General features: G+C 59.8%; 13 protein-coding genes, 1 tRNA gene and 2 pseudogenes. 14 read left to right on the plus strand and 2 right to left on the minus strand.

All coding sequences use genetic code 11. From position 1 onward, the window contains the following. Nucleotides 1-111, plus strand: a pseudogene (locus LJE98_RS19950) (elongation factor Tu); the annotation flags it as partial. Nucleotides 112-218: 107 nt separating this feature from the next. On the opposite strand, the gene LJE98_RS19955 reads toward LJE98_RS19950, so the two are convergent. Next, the gene (locus LJE98_RS19955) at nt 219-593 is read right to left on the minus strand and encodes a pentapeptide repeat-containing protein (RefSeq protein ID WP_229577021.1); all 375 of its coding nucleotides are present in this window, start codon (nt 591-593) and stop codon (nt 219-221) included. A gap of 751 nt (nt 594-1,344) precedes the next feature. On the opposite strand from LJE98_RS19955, the gene LJE98_RS19960 reads away from it, so the two are divergent. The 9 genes from LJE98_RS19960 to rpoC all read left to right on the plus strand — a co-directional run bounded on the left by LJE98_RS19960 (nt 1,345) and on the right by rpoC (nt 13,716). After that, nucleotides 1,345-1,420 (plus strand) — tRNA-Trp (locus tag LJE98_RS19960). 181 nt (nt 1,421-1,601) lie between these two features. Next, on the plus strand, nt 1,602-1,802 hold the full coding sequence (gene secE, locus LJE98_RS19965) for a preprotein translocase subunit SecE (RefSeq protein ID WP_112248105.1): 201 nt from the start codon (nt 1,602-1,604) through the stop codon (nt 1,800-1,802). Nucleotides 1,803-1,818: 16 nt separating this feature from the next. Next, nucleotides 1,819-2,349 (plus strand): transcription termination/antitermination protein NusG, encoded by a 531-nt coding sequence (gene nusG, locus LJE98_RS19970; RefSeq protein ID WP_112248104.1) that lies wholly within the window; start codon nt 1,819-1,821, stop codon nt 2,347-2,349. A 147-nt stretch (nt 2,350-2,496) separates the two neighbouring features. Further along, a complete protein-coding gene (gene rplK, locus LJE98_RS19975) occupies nt 2,497-2,928 on the plus strand; it encodes a 50S ribosomal protein L11 (RefSeq protein WP_147888564.1) in 432 nt (143 codons plus the stop codon). Between the two features lie 2 nt (nt 2,929-2,930). After that, the gene (gene rplA, locus LJE98_RS19980) at nt 2,931-3,626 is read left to right on the plus strand and encodes a 50S ribosomal protein L1 (RefSeq protein WP_229577022.1); all 696 of its coding nucleotides are present in this window, start codon (nt 2,931-2,933) and stop codon (nt 3,624-3,626) included. A 341-nt stretch (nt 3,627-3,967) separates the two neighbouring features. After that, a complete protein-coding gene (gene rplJ, locus LJE98_RS19985) occupies nt 3,968-4,486 on the plus strand; it encodes a 50S ribosomal protein L10 (RefSeq protein ID WP_229577023.1) in 519 nt (172 codons plus the stop codon). 67 nt (nt 4,487-4,553) lie between these two features. After that, entirely contained in the window at nt 4,554-4,928 is a 375-nt protein-coding gene (gene rplL, locus LJE98_RS19990) for a 50S ribosomal protein L7/L12 (RefSeq protein WP_229577024.1), read from the plus strand. 248 nt (nt 4,929-5,176) lie between these two features. Further along, nucleotides 5,177-9,310, plus strand: a complete 4,134-nt coding sequence (gene rpoB / locus LJE98_RS19995) for a DNA-directed RNA polymerase subunit beta (RefSeq protein ID WP_229577025.1) — start codon at nt 5,177-5,179, stop codon at nt 9,308-9,310. 194 nt (nt 9,311-9,504) lie between these two features. Then, on the plus strand, nt 9,505-13,716 hold the full coding sequence (gene rpoC / locus LJE98_RS20000) for a DNA-directed RNA polymerase subunit beta' (RefSeq protein WP_229577026.1): 4,212 nt from the start codon (nt 9,505-9,507) through the stop codon (nt 13,714-13,716). 212 nt (nt 13,717-13,928) lie between these two features. On the opposite strand, the gene LJE98_RS20005 is transcribed toward rpoC, so the two are convergent. Further along, entirely contained in the window at nt 13,929-14,222 is a 294-nt protein-coding gene (locus LJE98_RS20005) for a hypothetical protein (protein ID WP_054149591.1), read from the minus strand. Nucleotides 14,223-14,730: 508 nt separating this feature from the next. Between LJE98_RS20005 and rpsL the strand changes: the two genes are divergently transcribed. From rpsL to LJE98_RS20025, 4 genes and pseudogenes are all read left to right on the plus strand, one after another. Next, nucleotides 14,731-15,102, plus strand: a complete 372-nt coding sequence (rpsL, locus tag LJE98_RS20010; protein WP_003507760.1) for a 30S ribosomal protein S12 — start codon at nt 14,731-14,733, stop codon at nt 15,100-15,102. Nucleotides 15,103-15,187: 85 nt separating this feature from the next. Then, the gene (rpsG, locus tag LJE98_RS20015; RefSeq protein ID WP_076395909.1) at nt 15,188-15,658 is read left to right on the plus strand and encodes a 30S ribosomal protein S7; all 471 of its coding nucleotides are present in this window, start codon (nt 15,188-15,190) and stop codon (nt 15,656-15,658) included. Nucleotides 15,659-15,690: 32 nt separating this feature from the next. Beyond that, nucleotides 15,691-17,790, plus strand: a complete 2,100-nt coding sequence (fusA, locus tag LJE98_RS20020) for an elongation factor G (protein ID WP_229577027.1) — start codon at nt 15,691-15,693, stop codon at nt 17,788-17,790. A 71-nt stretch (nt 17,791-17,861) separates the two neighbouring features. Continuing rightward, nucleotides 17,862-17,936, plus strand: a pseudogene (locus LJE98_RS20025) (elongation factor Tu); the annotation flags it as partial.

The raw sequence follows: 17,936 nt of genomic DNA on the forward strand, positions 1-17,936 counted from the left end.
GTTCAGGTTGAGCTGATCGTTCCGATCGCGATGGAAGAAAAGCTGCGCTTCGCGATCCGCGAAGGCGGCCGTACCGTCGGCGCCGGCATCGTCGCCTCGATCATCGAGTAAGCATCTCCCGCAAGGGTGAATGAGAAGGCCTCGCTGGAAACAGCGGGGCCTTTTTCTGTTGAGCGGGAAGCAAGGGAAAGGTTGGACGAGCCCGGCCGAAAGCCCTGTCAGGCCCTTTCGAGAAACTGCTCTTCGGCCAACCGCAGCAGATCGGTCACGAGATAGCCGTTGATCGTCATGCCGGTGAGGTCGCATTCGGCGATCGTGGTGTCGGCGAAGCTCGCAAAGCGGATCGTGCTGCCGTTCAGGTCGACATGGGTGAGGCTGGCAGCATGCATGACGACGTTCTCGATCACCGCCGCATTCATCGCCACATTGCGGACCACCATCTGGTCCGCATTGGCGTCGGTGATCAGACAGCGCCCAAGGTCGACATTGCTGAAAACAGCCTCTTTCAGAGAGACGTCGGTGAAGCGGGACTCTGTCAGGTCACTGTCGTCGAATTCCGAGCCGGGCAGGGCGGCATTGCTGATACGGATCATGTCTGTCCTCCGCGGGAGCCTTGGGGAGTATCAGTCAAAGCAGGAAACCTGGCAAGCGCAAGGAAAACGTCGATATCAGCCGTATGTCTGCCGGAAATCCCGGCGGGCCGGATGTATGGCTCTCATGCGCGCCGGTCTCCTGCCTGGCACCTAACGGAGTTGCGTTGGAAACTGACCTGATTCGTCAGGTGTGGTCGGGGCTGCGGCGCACGCATGGGCACCGCAACACATGGCGCGGACATGACACGCCGTCACTGTGCATGGCCCGGCTGGTGTCGCTCGCTCGCTCTCCCGCTGCCAGCGCAGCAGAGGAGGGCTCCTGTGTCTGGAGCGCCATCGCCTTGGCGAACGACATGGCGATTCGCGCCGGCCGCGCACTCGGCATGCAGGTCCACCCACCTCGCGGCGGCGAATTGACATTGCGCGAGGCTACGTAGCCGATGCGGGCGCAGTTTAACCGCCGCTGCGGCTGCAGGGCGAGGCGAGCGACAGCTCGTGCGATACCGCGCCTGCCGCGCTTGACCTTGCGCTGGATGGGCGTCTGCGGCCGGCATCAGCCTGGAGGAAATCCTGTCCGATCCCGCCCATGTGCCGGCCGTACGCATCCATGCGCGCGTCGAGTGGCAGTAGCGAGCGATGCCATTGACGGCTTTGGGGAAAAGCAGAAAAAAGACACTTGCCATTCCGGCGCTCCCGCCTTAAAGGGTGCTCCATGCCTCGGACGGAAGCGTTTCTGTCCGATGTAAGGCTTAGGGGTATAGCTCAGTTGGTAGAGCGGCGGTCTCCAAAACCGCAGGTCGTCGGTTCAAGCCCGGCTGCCCCTGCCAAGTCGCACGGCGCGCCTTAGGGCTGCGACGCGCAATGAAGATGTGGCAAAGCCGAAAGAGTGCTGGAGAAGATTTCCTCTTGTGAAAAGGGGAATCGCTCTCTATGTAGAGTTCAAACAGACACGCGGTGCGTGGGGCTGACGAAGGTCGGCTTTACGCGCCGTAAATCCGTGGGCAATAAATGGCATCCAAGGGTAATCCATTCGCGTTTCTGCAGCAGGTACGCTCTGAGACGAACAAGGTAACGTGGCCCTCGCGCCGCGAGACCATGATTTCGACGCTCATGGTCCTGGCGATGGTGTTTTTCGCTGCGCTGTTTTTCTTCGGCGCTGACCAGCTGATCAGCTGGTTGCTCGGCCTTGTGCTGAGCGTTGGCAATTAATCGGGCGGAGACGAACATGGCGGCACGTTGGTACATCGTCCACGCGTATTCGAATTTTGAAAAGAAGGTCGCGGAAGACATCGAGCACAAGGCGCGTCAGAAGGGCCTTGAGCATCTCTTCGAGAAGATCCTCGTTCCGACCGAGAAGGTCGTCGAGATTCGTCGCGGTCGCAAGGTGGACAGCGAACGCAAGTTCTTCCCCGGTTACGTGCTGGTGCGTGCGAACCTGACGGATGAAGCTTATCACCTGATCAAGAATACCCCGAAGGTTACGGGTTTCCTCGGTTCCGACAACAAGCCGGTTCCGATCCCGGATTTCGAGGCAGAGCGCATTCTGGGCCAGGTCCAGGAAGGCGTGGAGCGCCCGAAGTCTTCCGTATCCTTCGAGATCGGCGAACAGGTTCGCGTCTCCGACGGTCCTTTCGCTTCCTTCAACGGCATCGTCCAGGACGTGGACGAAGAGCGCTCGCGCCTCAAGGTCGAAGTGTCGATCTTCGGTCGCGCGACCCCCGTCGAGCTTGAATACAGTCAGGTCGAAAAGGTCTGATTGCACGAGGGGAGGCAACTCCCCGACCCGCGTGGGAGGATGGCGGTCTTTAGCCGGACCGACCAGACGCACCACGCAACCGCAGCCGCCAGCTGAAGGCTGGCATACTGGATCGGGCAACCGGTCTGAAATGAAAGGCAGAGAGTAATGGCTAAGAAAATTGCAGGCCAGCTCAAGCTCCAGGTCAAGGCAGGATCGGCAAACCCGTCCCCGCCGATCGGCCCGGCACTTGGTCAGCGTGGCATCAACATCATGGAATTCTGCAAGGCGTTCAATGCCGCCACGCAGGAAATGGAAAAGGGTATGCCGATCCCGGTCGTCATCACCTATTACCAGGACAAGTCCTTCACCTTCGCAATGAAGCAGCCGCCGGTCACCTACTGGCTGAAGAAGGAAGCAAAGATCACCTCCGGCTCGAAGACTCCGGGCAAGGGTGCGAAGGTCGGTACGATCACCAAGGCGCAGGTCCGCGCAATTGCCGAAGGCAAGATGAAGGATCTGAACGCCGCCGACATCGATGGCGCAATGCTGATGGTTGAGGGCTCTGCCCGCTCCATGGGCCTGGAAGTGGTGGCTTGATCATGACTAAGGTTGCAAAGCGTATCCAGAAGAGCCGCGAAGGCATCGATCCCACCAAGCTGATTGCCCTTTCGGATGCAATCGTTCTGGTCAAGGAGCGTGCCACCGCAAAGTTCGACGAAACCGTCGAAATCGCCATGAACCTCGGCGTCGATCCGCGTCACGCAGACCAGATGGTCCGCGGCGTGGTCAACCTGCCGAACGGTACCGGCCGTGATGTTCGCGTCGCCGTCTTCGCACGTGGCGCCAAGGCTGATGAAGCCAAGGCCGCTGGTGCAGACATCGTCGGCGCCGAAGACCTGCTGGAAATCGTCCAGGGCGGCAAGATCGACTTCGATCGCTGCATCGCCACCCCGGACATGATGCCGCTCGTCGGTCGCCTCGGTAAGGTTCTCGGCCCGCGTGGCATGATGCCGAACCCGAAGGTTGGCACCGTGACCATGGACGTCGCTGGCGCCGTCAAGGCATCCAAGGGCGGTGCTGTCGAATTCCGCGTCGAGAAGGCTGGTATCATCCATGCCGGCATCGGCAAGGCATCCTTCGACGCCAAGGCTCTGGAAGAAAACATCAAGGCATTTGCCGACGCCGTCATCAAGGCGAAGCCGGCTGGCGCCAAGGGTAACTATCTGAAGCGCGTTGCTATCTCCTCGACCATGGGTCCGGGCGTGCGCATCGAGCCGTCGACGGTCACCGTCTGATTATGATTTGACCGGAGCCTCGCGCTCCGGTCCAACACGTTTTCGGCCTTTCGGGGCCGGAAATGCCTGGGTGTCAAATCCAGGCACTCCTGTCCGAGATTGTGGGCGGCCTCAGGGCCTTAATATCTGCCTGCATGAGACGGGTAAGATCCGTTTTTAAACGTCTGATGACGTCTTGAAGTTCGGTTCGAGCCTTATTCGCCTTATGGTTGGAAATCATTCCTTCCAGAGGGGACAGGATCCTCAAGCGTCGCTCGGGGTCCGACATGTTGGATCCCTTGAGGCAAAGGCAAACCCGGTGGGGCCTGCAGGATTGCGGTCCCATCAACTGGAGACAGACAGTGGAAAGAGCGGAAAAACGCGAATTCGTCACAGAACTGAACGAAGTCTTCAAGGCTTCCGGTTCGGTTGTTGTGGCCCACTATGCTGGTGTCACGGTTGCGCAGATGAACGATTTTCGTTCGAAGATGCGCGCTGCTGGCGGCACCGTCAAAGTCGCGAAGAACCGCCTGGCCAAGATCGCTCTTCAGGGCACGGAAGCCGAAGGGATCACGGATCTCTTCAAGGGCCAGACGCTGATTGCATTCAGCACTGACCCGATTGTGGCTCCGAAGGTCGTCATGGAATTCGCCAAGACCAACGACAAGATCGTTGTGCTCGGCGGCGCCATGGGAACAACCACCTTGTCCCCCGATGCAGTCAAGTCGCTTGCGACCCTGCCTTCGTTGGACGAACTGCGTGCAAAGCTGCTGGGCATGATTCAGACCCCGGCTACCCGCATCGCAGGTGTTGTGGCAGCACCGGCAGCTCAGCTTGCTCGCGTGTTTGCGGCCTATGCAAAGAAGGACGAAGCCGCGTAAGGCGGTTTTTCGCTGTTCAAACCCTAATCGTTCGTTTCGAACCGAACATCTATAAGGAAGTACCATCATGGCTGATCTCGCAAAGATCGTTGAAGACCTCTCTGCTCTGACCGTTCTGGAAGCTGCTGAGCTTTCCAAGATGCTTGAAGAAAAGTGGGGCGTTTCGGCTGCTGCACCGGTAGCCGTTGCTGCTGCTGGCGGCGCTGCTCCGGCTGCTGCTGAAGAAGAAAAGACCGAGTTCGACGTCATCCTCACGGATGCCGGCGCGAACAAGATCAACGTCATCAAGGAAGTCCGCGCCATCACCGGTCTCGGCCTCAAGGAAGCCAAGGACCTCGTCGAAGGCGCTCCGAAGGCTGTCAAGGAAGGCGTTTCCAAGGCTGAAGCCGCTGACCTCAAGAAGAAGCTTGAAGACGCCGGCGCCAAGGTCGACGTTAAGTAATATCGGAATGCGGCGGGAGAAGGTTTCCTTTTCCCGCCGGTTTCCTCCGGACACATTACCCAGGGACCGTATGAAAACGGTCCCTGGGTAATGGGTTCTCAAGAGGATGGTCTCGACCCGCGCGCCCGGCAAACCGGCCGGCCGTCCGGATCTCGAGACGAGATTGAGTGATCCATTTATTGACGGAGCCGCCTGGCCAGCGGTCACCGTCTGTTGCAGGCCCGGGTGCAAACTGACAAGGAGCGACGATGGCTCAGACCCTTACCTTTAACGGTCGCAGGCGCGTACGCAAGTTTTTCGGAAAAATTCCAGAAGTCACAGAAATGCCGAACCTCATCGAGGTTCAGAAGGCATCCTATGACCAGTTCCTCATGGTCGACGAGCCGCAGGGCGGCCGTCCCGACGAGGGGCTTAATGCCGTTTTCAAGTCCGTCTTCCCAATCACCGACTTTTCCGGTGCTTCGATGCTGGAATTCGTGTCCTACGAATTCGAACAGCCGAAGTTCGACGTCGATGAATGCCGCCAGCGCGACCTGACCTATGCCGCACCGCTCAAGGTCACCCTGCGTCTGATCGTGTTCGATATTGACGAGGATACGGGCGCACGTTCGATCAAGGACATCAAGGAACAGTCCGTCTACATGGGCGACATGCCCCTGATGACGAACAATGGTACCTTCATCGTCAACGGCACCGAGCGCGTCATCGTCTCGCAGATGCACCGTTCGCCGGGCGTCTTCTTCGACCACGACAAGGGCAAGAGCCACTCGTCGGGCAAGCTTCTGTTTGCCGCGCGCGTCATCCCGTATCGTGGTTCCTGGCTCGACATCGAATTCGACGCCAAGGACATCGTGCACGCCCGTATCGACCGTCGCCGCAAGATCCCGGTGACCTCGCTGCTGATGGCGCTCGGCATGGACGGCGAAGAAATCCTGTCGACCTTCTACTCGAAGTCCGTCTATGAACGCGACGGCAAGGGCTGGCGTTTCCCGTTCAATCCGGAAACCCTCAAGGGTGCCAAGGCCATTTCCGATCTCGTCGACGCCGACAGCGGCGAAGTCGTAGTCGAAGGTGGCAAGAAGCTGACCCCGCGCCTGCTGCGTCAGCTGTCGGACAAGGGCCTGAAGTTCCTGAAGGCATCGGACGAAGACCTGTTCGGCAATTATCTCGCCGAAGACCTTGTCAACATGTCGACCGGTGAAATCTACATGGAAGCGGGCTCGGAAATCGACGAGAAGACGCTTCCGCAGATCCTCGAGTCCGGCTTCGAAGAGATCCCGATCCTCGGCATCGACCACATCAATGTCGGCGCCTACATCCGCAACACGCTGTCTGCCGACAAGAACGAGAACCGTCAGGACGCTCTGTTCGACATCTACCGCGTCATGCGTCCGGGTGAACCGCCGACCATGGATTCGGCCGAAGCCATGTTCAACTCGCTGTTCTTCGATTCGGAGCGCTACGACCTGTCGGCCGTTGGTCGCGTCAAGATGAACATGCGTCTCGACCTCGACTGCCCGGACACCGTCCGCGTTCTGCGCAAGGACGACATCCTGGCCGTGGTCAAGATGCTGGTCGAGCTGCGCGATGGCCGCGGCGAGATCGACGACATCGACAACCTCGGCAACCGTCGCGTTCGCTCTGTCGGCGAACTGATGGAAAACCAGTACCGTCTCGGCCTGCTCCGTATGGAGCGCGCGATCAAGGAACGCATGTCGTCGATCGAAATCGACACCGTCATGCCGCAGGACCTGATCAACGCCAAGCCGGCTGCTGCCGCCGTCCGCGAATTCTTCGGCTCCTCGCAGCTGTCGCAGTTCATGGACCAGGTGAACCCGCTTTCGGAAATCACCCACAAGCGTCGTCTTTCGGCTCTTGGACCGGGTGGTCTGACCCGCGAGCGCGCAGGCTTCGAAGTCCGAGACGTTCACCCGACCCACTACGGACGTATTTGCCCGATCGAGACGCCGGAAGGCCCGAACATCGGTCTGATCAACTCGCTTGCCACCTTCGCACGGGTCAACAAGTATGGCTTCATCGAAAGCCCGTACCGCAAGATCATCGACGGTAAGGTGACGATGGACGTCGTCTATCTCTCGGCGATGGAAGAAGCCAAGTACTACGTGGCGCAGGCCAACTCCGAGCTGACGGCCGATGGCCAGTTCGTCGAAGAGTTCGTCGTCTGCCGTCACGCTGGCGAAGTCATGCTGTCCCCGCGCGACACCATCAACCTGATGGACGTCTCGCCGAAGCAGCTGGTTTCGGTTGCGGCTGCTCTCATTCCGTTCCTGGAAAACGACGACGCCAACCGCGCCCTCATGGGTTCGAACATGCAGCGTCAGGCCGTGCCGCTCCTGCGTGCCGAAGCCCCGTTCGTCGGGACCGGCATGGAGCCGATCGTCGCCCGTGACTCCGGTGCTGCCATCGGTGCCCGTCGCGGCGGCGTGGTCGACCAGGTCGATGCGACCCGTATCGTTGTGCGTGCAACGGAAGATCTCGATCCGGGCAAGTCCGGCGTCGACATCTACCGTCTGCAGAAGTTCCAGCGTTCGAACCAGAACACCTGCGTCAACCAGCGCCCACTGGTGACGGTTGGCGACATCGTCAACAAGGGTGACATCATCGCGGACGGTCCGTCGACCGACCTCGGCGATCTGGCGCTCGGCCGCAACGCGCTCGTCGCGTTCATGCCGTGGAACGGCTACAACTATGAGGACTCGATCCTCATGTCGGAGCGCATCGTCTCGGAAGACGTCTTCACCTCGATCCACATCGAGGAATTCGAAGTCATGGCCCGCGACACCAAGCTCGGTCCGGAAGAAATCACGCGCGACATTCCGAACGTGTCGGAAGAAGCGCTGAAGAACCTCGATGAAGCCGGTATCGTCTACATCGGTGCGGAAGTCGCTCCTGGCGACATCCTGGTCGGCAAGATCACCCCGAAGGGCGAAAGCCCGATGACGCCGGAAGAAAAGCTTCTGCGCGCCATCTTCGGTGAAAAGGCATCCGACGTTCGTGACACCTCGATGCGCATGCCTCCGGGCACCTTCGGGACCGTCGTGGAAGTTCGCGTCTTCAATCGCCACGGCGTTGAGAAGGACGAGCGCGCGATGGCCATCGAGCGCGAGGAAATCGAACGCCTCGCCAAGGACCGTGACGACGAGCAGGCGATCCTCGACCGTAACGTTTACGGCCGTCTGATCGACATGCTGCGTGGCCAGGTCTCGATTGCAGGTCCGAAGGGCTTCAAGAAGGGCGTCGAACTGACCAACGCCGTCGTCTCCGAATATCCCCGCTCGCAGTGGTGGATGTTCGCGGTCGAGGACGAAAAGGTGCAGGGCGAACTCGAAGCGCTCCGCGGCCAGTACGACGAATCCAAGTCGCGCCTTGAACAGCGCTTCATGGACAAGGTCGAGAAGGTCCAGCGCGGTGATGAAATGCCTCCGGGCGTCATGAAGATGGTCAAGGTCTTCGTCGCTGTGAAGCGCAAGATCCAGCCGGGCGACAAGATGGCCGGCCGTCACGGCAACAAGGGCGTCGTGTCGCGCATCGTACCGGTCGAGGACATGCCGTTCCTCGAAGACGGCACGCATGTCGACATCGTTCTGAACCCGCTCGGCGTGCCCTCGCGCATGAACGTCGGTCAGATCCTCGAAACCCACCTTGCCTGGGCTTGCGCCGGCATGGGCAAGAAGATCGGCCAGATGCTCGAGGACTATCGCAAGCACCTCGACATCACGGATCTCCGCAAGGAACTGACGGAAATCTACGAGTCCGAAGCGCATGACGAAGTGAAGCACTTCGACGACGACGCACTCGTCAAGCTTGCTGAAGAAGCCAAGCGCGGCGTGTCCATCGCCACGCCGGTCTTCGACGGTGCGCATGAAAGCGACGTCTCCGCGATGCTCACGCGTGCGGGTCTCAACCCGTCGGGTCAGTCGGTTCTGTACGATGGTCGTACCGGTGAAGCCTTCGACCGCCAGGTCACCGTTGGTTACATGTACATGATCAAGCTGAACCACTTGGTCGACGACAAGATCCACGCCCGTTCGATCGGTCCTTACTCGCTCGTCACCCAGCAGCCGCTCGGTGGTAAGGCGCAGTTCGGCGGTCAGCGCTTCGGGGAAATGGAAGTCTGGGCACTCGAGGCTTACGGTGCGGCTTACACCCTGCAGGAAATGCTGACGGTAAAGTCGGACGACGTGGCCGGCCGTACCAAGGTCTACGAGGCGATCGTCCGAGGCGACGACACCTTCGAGGCCGGTATTCCGGAAAGCTTCAACGTTCTCGTCAAGGAAATGCGCTCTCTGGGCCTTTCCGTCGAACTCGAGAACTCGAAGCTCCTGACGGAAGACGGCCAGCTGCCCGACGCAGCCGAATAACGGTTTGACAAAGGCGTGCGAGGCTTCGGCCGCGCACGCCATTCCCTGATCGCCCCGAAGGCCAATGTCGGGACGGGAAGGGGAGTCTCGCCGCATTTCGCGGTTATTGTCATTTCAGGGTCCGGCGCGGCATCCCGGGATTTCGCCGCGACCAGGACCCAATCGAGGGCTTCTAGCCCCATAAGGAGACAGGCATGAACCAAGAGGTCATGAACCTTTTCAACCCGACAGTGCCGGCTCAGCACTTCGACTCCATCCGGATCTCGATCGCGAGCCCGGAAAAGATCCTGTCGTGGTCCTACGGCGAGATCAAGAAGCCGGAAACCATCAACTACCGCACGTTCAAGCCAGAGCGTGACGGTCTCTTCTGCGCGCGCATCTTCGGACCGATCAAGGACTACGAGTGCCTGTGCGGCAAGTACAAGCGCATGAAGTACAAGGGCATCATCTGCGAAAAGTGCGGCGTCGAAGTCACGCTGTCGCGCGTTCGCCGCGAGCGCATGGGCCATATCGAGCTCGCAGCCCCGGTTGCCCACATCTGGTTCCTGAAGTCGCTGCCGTCGCGCATCTCGACGTTGCTCGACATGACGCTGAAGGATGTCGAGCGCGTTCTCTACTTCGAGAACTACATCGTGACCGAGCCGGGCCTGACCTCGCTCAAGGAAAACCAGCTGCTCTCGGAAGAAGAGTACATGATGGCCGTCGACGAGTTCGGCGAAGACCAGTTCACCGCCATGATCGGCGCTGAAGCCATCTTTGAAATGCTGGCCTCGATGAATCTCGAGAGGATCGCTGGCGATCTGCGTTCCGACCTGGCTGAAACCACGTCGGAACTGAAGCAGAAGAAGCTGATGAAGCGCCTGAAGATCGTCGAGAACTTCATGGAGAGCGGCAACCGTCCGGAATGGATGATCATGAAGGTCGTGCCAGTGATCCCGCCGGACCTGCGTCCGCTGGTTCCGCTCGATGGCGGCCGCTTTGCGACGTCTGACCTGAACGATCTCTATCGTCGTGTCATCAACCGTAACAATCGTCTGAAGCGCCTGATCGAACTGCGCGCTCCAGGCATCATCATCCGCAACGAAAAGCGCATGCTGCAGGAATCTGTAGACGCGCTGTTCGACAACGGCCGTCGTGGCCGCGTCATCACCGGCGCCAACAAGCGTCCGCTGAAGTCGCTCTCCGACATGCTCAAGGGCAAGCAGGGCCGCTTCCGCCAGAACCTTCTCGGCAAGCGCGTCGACTATTCCGGCCGTTCGGTCATCGTGACCGGTCCGGAACTGAAACTGCACCAGTGCGGCCTGCCGAAGAAGATGGCGCTCGAACTGTTCAAGCCGTTCATCTATGCCCGTCTCGACGCCAAGGGTTATTCCTCGACCGTCAAGCAGGCAAAGAAGCTGGTTGAAAAGGAAAAGCCGGAAGTCTGGGATATCCTCGACGAGGTCATCCGCGAGCATCCGGTTCTCCTGAACCGCGCACCGACGCTGCACCGCCTGGGCATCCAGGCCTTCGAACCGATCCTGGTCGAAGGCAAGGCCATCCAGCTGCACCCGCTCGTCTGCACGGCCTTCAACGCCGACTTCGACGGCGACCAGATGGCCGTTCACGTGCCGCTGTCGCTCGAAGCTCAGCTCGAAGCCCGCGTCCTGATGATGTCGACGAACAACATCCTGCACCCGGCCAACGGTGCACCGATCATCGTTCCGTCGCAGGACATGGTTCTCGGCCTCTACTATCTTTCGATCCAGAACCAGAACGAGCCGGGCGAAGGCATGGCCTTCTCCGACATGGGCGAACTGCACCATGCGCTGGAGAACAAGGTCGTCACGCTGCACGCCAAGATCCGTGGCCGCTTCAAGACCGTCGATGCCGAAGGCAAGCCGGTTTCGAAGATCTATGAGACCACGCCTGGCCGCATGATCATCGGCGAACTTCTGCCGAAGAACGTCAACGTGCCCTTCGACATCTGCAATCAGGAAATGACCAAGAAGAACATCTCCAAGATGATCGACACGGTCTACCGCCATTGCGGCCAGAAGGACACGGTCATCTTCTGTGACCGGATCATGCAGCTCGGCTTCACCCATGCCTGCCGCGCCGGCATTTCGTTCGGCAAGGACGACATGATCATCCCGGAAACCAAGGCCAAGATCGTTGGCGACACCGAAACGCTGGTCAAGGAATATGAGCAGCAGTACAATGACGGCCTGATCACTCAGGGCGAAAAGTACAACAAGGTCGTCGACGCCTGGGGCAAGGCAACCGAAAAGGTCGCCGAGGACATGATGGCCCGCATTAAGGCCGTCGAGTTCGATCCGGAAACGGGTCGCCAGAAGCAGATGAACGCCATCTACATGATGTCGCACTCGGGTGCCCGTGGTTCACCGAACCAGATGCGCCAGCTGGGCGGCATGCGCGGCCTGATGGCCAAGCCGTCGGGTGAAATCATCGAGACGCCGATCATCTCGAACTTCAAGGAAGGCCTGACCGTTAACGAGTACTTCAACTCGACCCACGGTGCCCGTAAGGGTCTCGCAGACACCGCTTTGAAGACCGCGAACTCCGGTTACCTGACCCGTCGTCTCGTCGACGTGGCCCAGGATTGCATCGTCAACCTCGTGGATTGCGGCACCGACAAGGGCCTCACCATGACGGCGATCGTCGATGCCGGTCAGGTCGTTGCCTCCATCGGCGCCCGCGTCCTTGGTCGTACCGCTCTTGATGATATCGATCATCCGATCACGGGTGAGCGCATCGTCGATGCCGGTCAGATGATCCTCGAGCCGGCTGTTGTGGAAATCGAAAAGGCTGGCATCCAGTCCATCCGCATCCGCTCGGCACTGACCTGCGAAGTCCAGACGGGCGTCTGCTCGATCTGCTACGGCCGAGATCTCGCCCGTGGTACGCCTGTCAACATGGGTGAGGCCGTCGGCGTCATCGCGGCGCAGTCGATTGGTGAGCCGGGTACCCAGCTGACCATGCGTACCTTCCACTTGGGCGGTACCGCGACCGTGGTCGACCAGTCGTTCCTGGAAGCCTCGTACGAAGGTACGGTGCAGATCAAGAACCGCAACATGCTGCGCAATTCCGATGGCACCCTGATTGCCATGGGCCGCAGCATGGCGGTGATGATCCTCGACGAACGTGGCATCGAGCGCTCCTCGCAGCGTGTCGCCTACGGCTCGAAGGTCTTCGTCGACGACGGCGACAAGGTGAAGCGCGGCCAGCGTCTGGCCGAGTGGGATCCTTACACGCGCCCGATGATGACGGAAGTCGAGGGTATCGTGCACTTCGAGGACGTCGTCGACGGTCTCTCCGTGCTCGAAGCCACCGACGAGTCGACCGGTATCACCAAGCGTCAGGTCATCGACTGGCGTTCGACGCCGCGCGGTGCCGATCTCAAGCCGGCAATCGTCATCAAGGATGCGAGCGGAAACGTTCTGAAGGTTGCACGTGGTGGCGAAGCCCGCTTCCACCTGTCCGTCGAAGCGATCCTGTCGGTCGAGCCTGGTCAGAAAGTCTCCCAGGGTGACGTGCTTGCACGTTCGCCGCTGGAAAGCGCCAAGACCAAGGACATCACCGGTGGTCTGCCGCGCGTTGCCGAACTGTTCGAAGCCCGTCGTCCGAAGGACCATGCCATCATCGCTGAGATCGATGGTACGATCCGCCTCGGCCGCGACTACAAGAACAAGCGTCGCGTCATCATCGAGCCGGCGGAAGACGGTGTCGAGCCTGTCGAATACCTGATCCCGAAGGGCAAGCCCTTCCACCTTCAGGAAGGCGACTACATCGAAAAGGGTGATTACATCCTCGACGGTAACCCGGCTCCGCACGACATCCTGGCGATCAAGGGCGTCGAGGCACTCGCCTCGTACCTGGTCAACGAAATCCAGGAAGTCTACCGTCTGCAGGGCGTTGTGATCAACGACAAGCACATCGAGGTGATCGTTCGCCAGATGCTGCAGAAGGTCGAGATCACGGATTCGGGTGACAGCCACTACATCGTGGGTGACAACGTCGACCGGATCGAACTGGATGACAACAACGACCGTCTGGTCGAAGAGGGCAAGAAGCCGGCTTACGGCGATCCTGTCCTGCTCGGCATCACCAAGGCCTCGCTGCAGACTCCGTCGTTCATCTCGGCCGCGTCCTTCCAGGAAACCACCAAGGTTCTCACGGAAGCCGCGATCGCCGGCAAGACCGACACGCTGCAGGGCCTGAAGGAAAACGTCATCGTTGGCCGTCTGATCCCGGCTGGTACCGGTGGTACCATGACGCAGATCCGCCGCATCGCCACGTCTCGCGACGACCTCATCCTCGAGGAACGCAAGAAGGGCACGGGCGCAGATGTTGCGACCCCGATGCTGCAGAACCTCGCCGGCGAAAGCGCTCCGGCCGCCGAGTAATCGGCGACAAGGGTTCCACACGATCAGAAAGGCCGCCCGGAGCAATCCGGGCGGCCTTTTTCGCTTGAGGGGGCCGTGAGGGTGGCGGAGCTTGGCAGGGACGCTGCCACACGCGGTCGAGCCCACGACCCCGTGCCCTCGCGTGCAAAAAGAATAAGGCCGCTCGGATGGCTCCGGGCGGCCTTTGATGGGAAATCTCTCTGTGCGGAAACTCAGGCGAAGCGGATGATCGCCACTTCCCCTTCGAGTGCACCCTGATAGGCCGAGGCATGCGGCTCCTCGTCCGGTGCGCCGGTGATCATGCCGATCTGGTCCAGGTCGGCTTCCAGGAAGCCTTCTTCCGAAAGCGCGTTCAGCGTCAGCCTGACGGCAGTATCGTCGTCAGGGGCCGTCAGCATGACATGCAGGTCGATCGGTTGCCCGCCCTCGGTCTCGTAGGCCTTGGCGATCACGATGAACACCATCGGCTCGTCGCGGTTGTTGTCATTGTCGGGACTGGTAATCATGGCGCCTGGTCTTCCTGTTGTGGCGTGTCGATTCTCTGGCTGTGGCCGATTCGACCAGCCGGGAGGGCTGTTGACCCTTCATCTCTACCTATCTAGAAGTTTCCCGCCGCAAGCCAAGCCAAATCGTCTCAGGGCTGGCATTTTCCCGTGCCGAAACGCCGAGACTCCCGCTCAGACAGGGCGCCAGGGGCAATAATTCGCAGATGTGACTTGACGTTAAGGGGGGAAAACAGTAGTACCCCGGCCATCGGAGCCCATGTGAGACCGGGTTGTTCGGGACGACGCGTCCTGAAGTTCGTCTCAAACAGGTCTTCAAACGCACGTTGACGACAAGAATGCTGCTCGCACGACGCACTCCCGCAGTGCGTCCTCTGTCTTTTGTGGTCCATCCGCGAAAACGGGTCGGGCCACATTTTGCGCATGAAGAAAACTGTGCGGCCGCCGCCGGAAACGGCAAACCACCAGGGCCTGAAAGGGCTTGAGACTAGATTTTGCAAGGGATGGGTATATGCCTACCGTAAACCAGCTGATCCGCAAGCCGCGTCAGGCGCAGGTAAAGCGCAATAAGGTTCCTGCTCTGCAGGAAAACCCGCAGAAGCGCGGCGTTTGCACCCGCGTTTACACGACGACCCCGAAGAAGCCGAACTCGGCTCTGCGTAAGGTCGCAAAGATTCGTCTGACCAATGGCTTCGAAGTCATCGGCTACATTCCGGGTGAAGGTCACAACCTGCAGGAACACTCTGTCGTCATGATCCGTGGCGGCCGCGTAAAGGACTTGCCGGGCGTTCGTTACCACATCATCCGCGGCGTTCTCGACACCCAGGGCGTCAAGAACCGCAAGCAGCGCCGTTCGAAGTACGGTGCGAAGCGTCCGAAGTAAGCTTCGGCACTTCATCAATCAGATACCGGCGCTGCGCGAGGTTCTCCGCGTTCTAAAGCGTCCCAACCGTTGAGAGACAAATAGTATGTCCCGTCGCCATAGTGCAGAAAAGCGTGAGATCAATCCGGACCCGAAGTTCGGCGATCTCGTCGTCACCAAGTTCATGAACGCCATCATGCTTCACGGCAAGAAGTCGGTCGCGGAAAGCATTGTTTACGGTGCCTTCGACGTCGTTCAGAACAAGGCCAAGGCTGAGCCGATCGCAATCTTCCATCAGGCGCTCGACAATGTCGCGCCGCATGTTGAAGTCCGTTCGCGCCGCGTCGGTGGTGCAACCTACCAGGTCCCGGTCGATGTTCGTCCGGAGCGTCGCCAGGCCCTCGCCATCCGTTGGCTGATCACTGCTGCCCGCAAGCGCAACGAGACCACCATGGTCGATCGTCTGTCGGGCGAACTCATGGACGCCGCCAACAACCGCGGTAGCGCCGTCAAGAAGCGCGAAGACACCCACAAGATGGCCGATGCAAACCGCGCCTTCTCGCATTACCGCTGGTAATCCACCGATCGAATATTGAAAGGCAGTCCGTTATGGCTCGCGAATATAAAATCGAAGACTACCGCAACTTCGGTATCATGGCGCACATCGACGCCGGCAAGACCACGACCACCGAACGCATCCTCTACTACACCGGTAAGTCTCACAAGATCGGCGAAGTTCATGACGGCGCAGCCACCATGGACTGGATGGAGCAGGAACAGGAGCGTGGCATCACGATCACCTCCGCTGCCACGACGACCTTCTGGAAGGGTCGCGACGGCAAGATGCGCCGCTTCAACATCATCGACACCCCCGGCCACGTCGACTTCACCATCGAAGTCGAACGTTCGCTGCGCGTTCTCGACGGTGCAGTTGCTCTCCTCGACGCCAATGCCGGTGTCGAGCCGCAGACCGAAACCGTGTGGCGTCAGGCTGAAAAGTACAACGTCCCGCGGATGATCTTCTGCAACAAGATGGACAAGACCGGTGCTGACTTCTACCGCTCGGTAGAGATGATCAAGACCCGTCTCGGCGCCACCGCCGTTGTCATGCAGCTGCCGATCGGCGCAGAGTCCGAATTCAAGGGCGTTGTCGACCTGATCGAGATGAATGCTCTCGTCTGGCGCGACGAGTCCCTCGGCGCTGCCTGGGATGTCGTTGAGATCCCGGAAGACCTGAAGGCGAAGGCCGAAGAATATCGCGAAAAGATGATCGAGACGGTTGTCGAGATCGACGAACAGGCGATGGAAGACTATTTGAACGGCATCATGCCGGACAATGACAAGATCCGTGCCCTCGTTCGTCGCGGCACCATCGACGTCAAGTTCCACCCAATGTTCTGCGGTACGGCTTTCAAGAACAAGGGTGTACAGCCCCTGCTCGACGCCGTTGTCGAATATCTGCCGTCGCCGCTCGACATTCCCGCGATCAAGGGCATCGACTTCAAGACCGAAGCCGAAATCGAACGTCACGCTGATGACGCCGAGCCGCTCTCCATGCTCGCGTTCAAGATCATGAACGACCCCTTCGTTGGTTCGCTCACCTTCGCACGCATCTACTCGGGCAAGCTCGAAAAGGGCGCGTCGGTTCTGAACACGGTCAAGGACAAGCGCGAGCGCGTCGGCCGTATGCTGCAGATGCATTCCAACAGCCGTGAAGACATCGAAGAAGCCTTCGCAGGCGATATCGTTGCTCTGGCCGGCCTCAAGGAAACCACGACGGGTGACACGCTCTGCGATCCCCTGAAGCCGGTTATCCTCGAGCGCATGGAATTCCCGGAACCGGTCATCCAGATCGCGATCGAGCCGAAGTCGAAGGGCGACCAGGAAAAGATGGGCCTCGCGCTCAATCGCCTCGCTGCCGAAGACCCGTCCTTCCGCGTCAAGACCGACCAGGAATCCGGCCAGACCATCATCGCCGGCATGGGTGAACTTCACCTCGACATTCTCGTCGACCGCATGCGTCGCGAGTTCAAGGTCGAAGCCACCGTCGGTGCTCCGCAGGTTGCCTATCGCGAAACCATCACGAAGACGCACGAAGAAGACTACACGCACAAGAAGCAGTCCGGTGGTACCGGCCAGTTCGCGCGCGTCAAGCTCATCTTCGAACCGAACCCGGATGGCGAAGACTTCAAGTTCGAATCCAAGATCGTCGGCGGTGCTGTTCCCAAGGAATACATCCCGGGCGTCCAGAAGGGTATCGAAAGCGTTCTGTCTTCGGGTCCGCTCGCTGGCTTCCCGATGCTCGGCGTCAAGGCCACCCTCATCGATGGTGCCTTCCACGACGTAGACTCCTCGGTTCTCGCCTTCGAAATCGCCTCGCGTGCCTGCTTCCGTGAAGCAGCCAAGAAGGCTGGCGCACAGCTGCTCGAGCCGATGATGAAGGTCGAAGTCGTCACGCCGGAAGATTATGTCGGCGACGTTATCGGCGACCTGAACTCGCGTCGTGGCCAGATCCAGGGCCAGGAACAGCGCGGCATTGCGATCGTGATCAACGCTCACGTCCCGCTCGCCAACATGTTCAAGTATGTCGACAACCTGCGGTCCATGTCGCAGGGCCGTGCACAGTACTCGATGACCTTCGATCACTACGCACCGGTCCCGTCGAACGTCGCCGCTGAAATCCAGGCAAAGTATTCCGGTCAGAAGTGACCGGGATACCCCGCCCGTCCAATTGAATTGTGAATTTCCCCTGACGGGGACCAGAAAATGGAGAGCCGAAAATGGCAAAGAGTAAGTTTGAGCGCAACAAGCCGCACGTCAACATCGGCACGATCGGCCACGTCGACCACGGCAAG

Origin of the sequence: Rhizobium sp. 'Codium 1' (assembly GCF_020889605.1) — a bacterium.
Lineage (GTDB): Bacteria > Pseudomonadota > Alphaproteobacteria > Rhizobiales > Rhizobiaceae > Allorhizobium > Allorhizobium algae.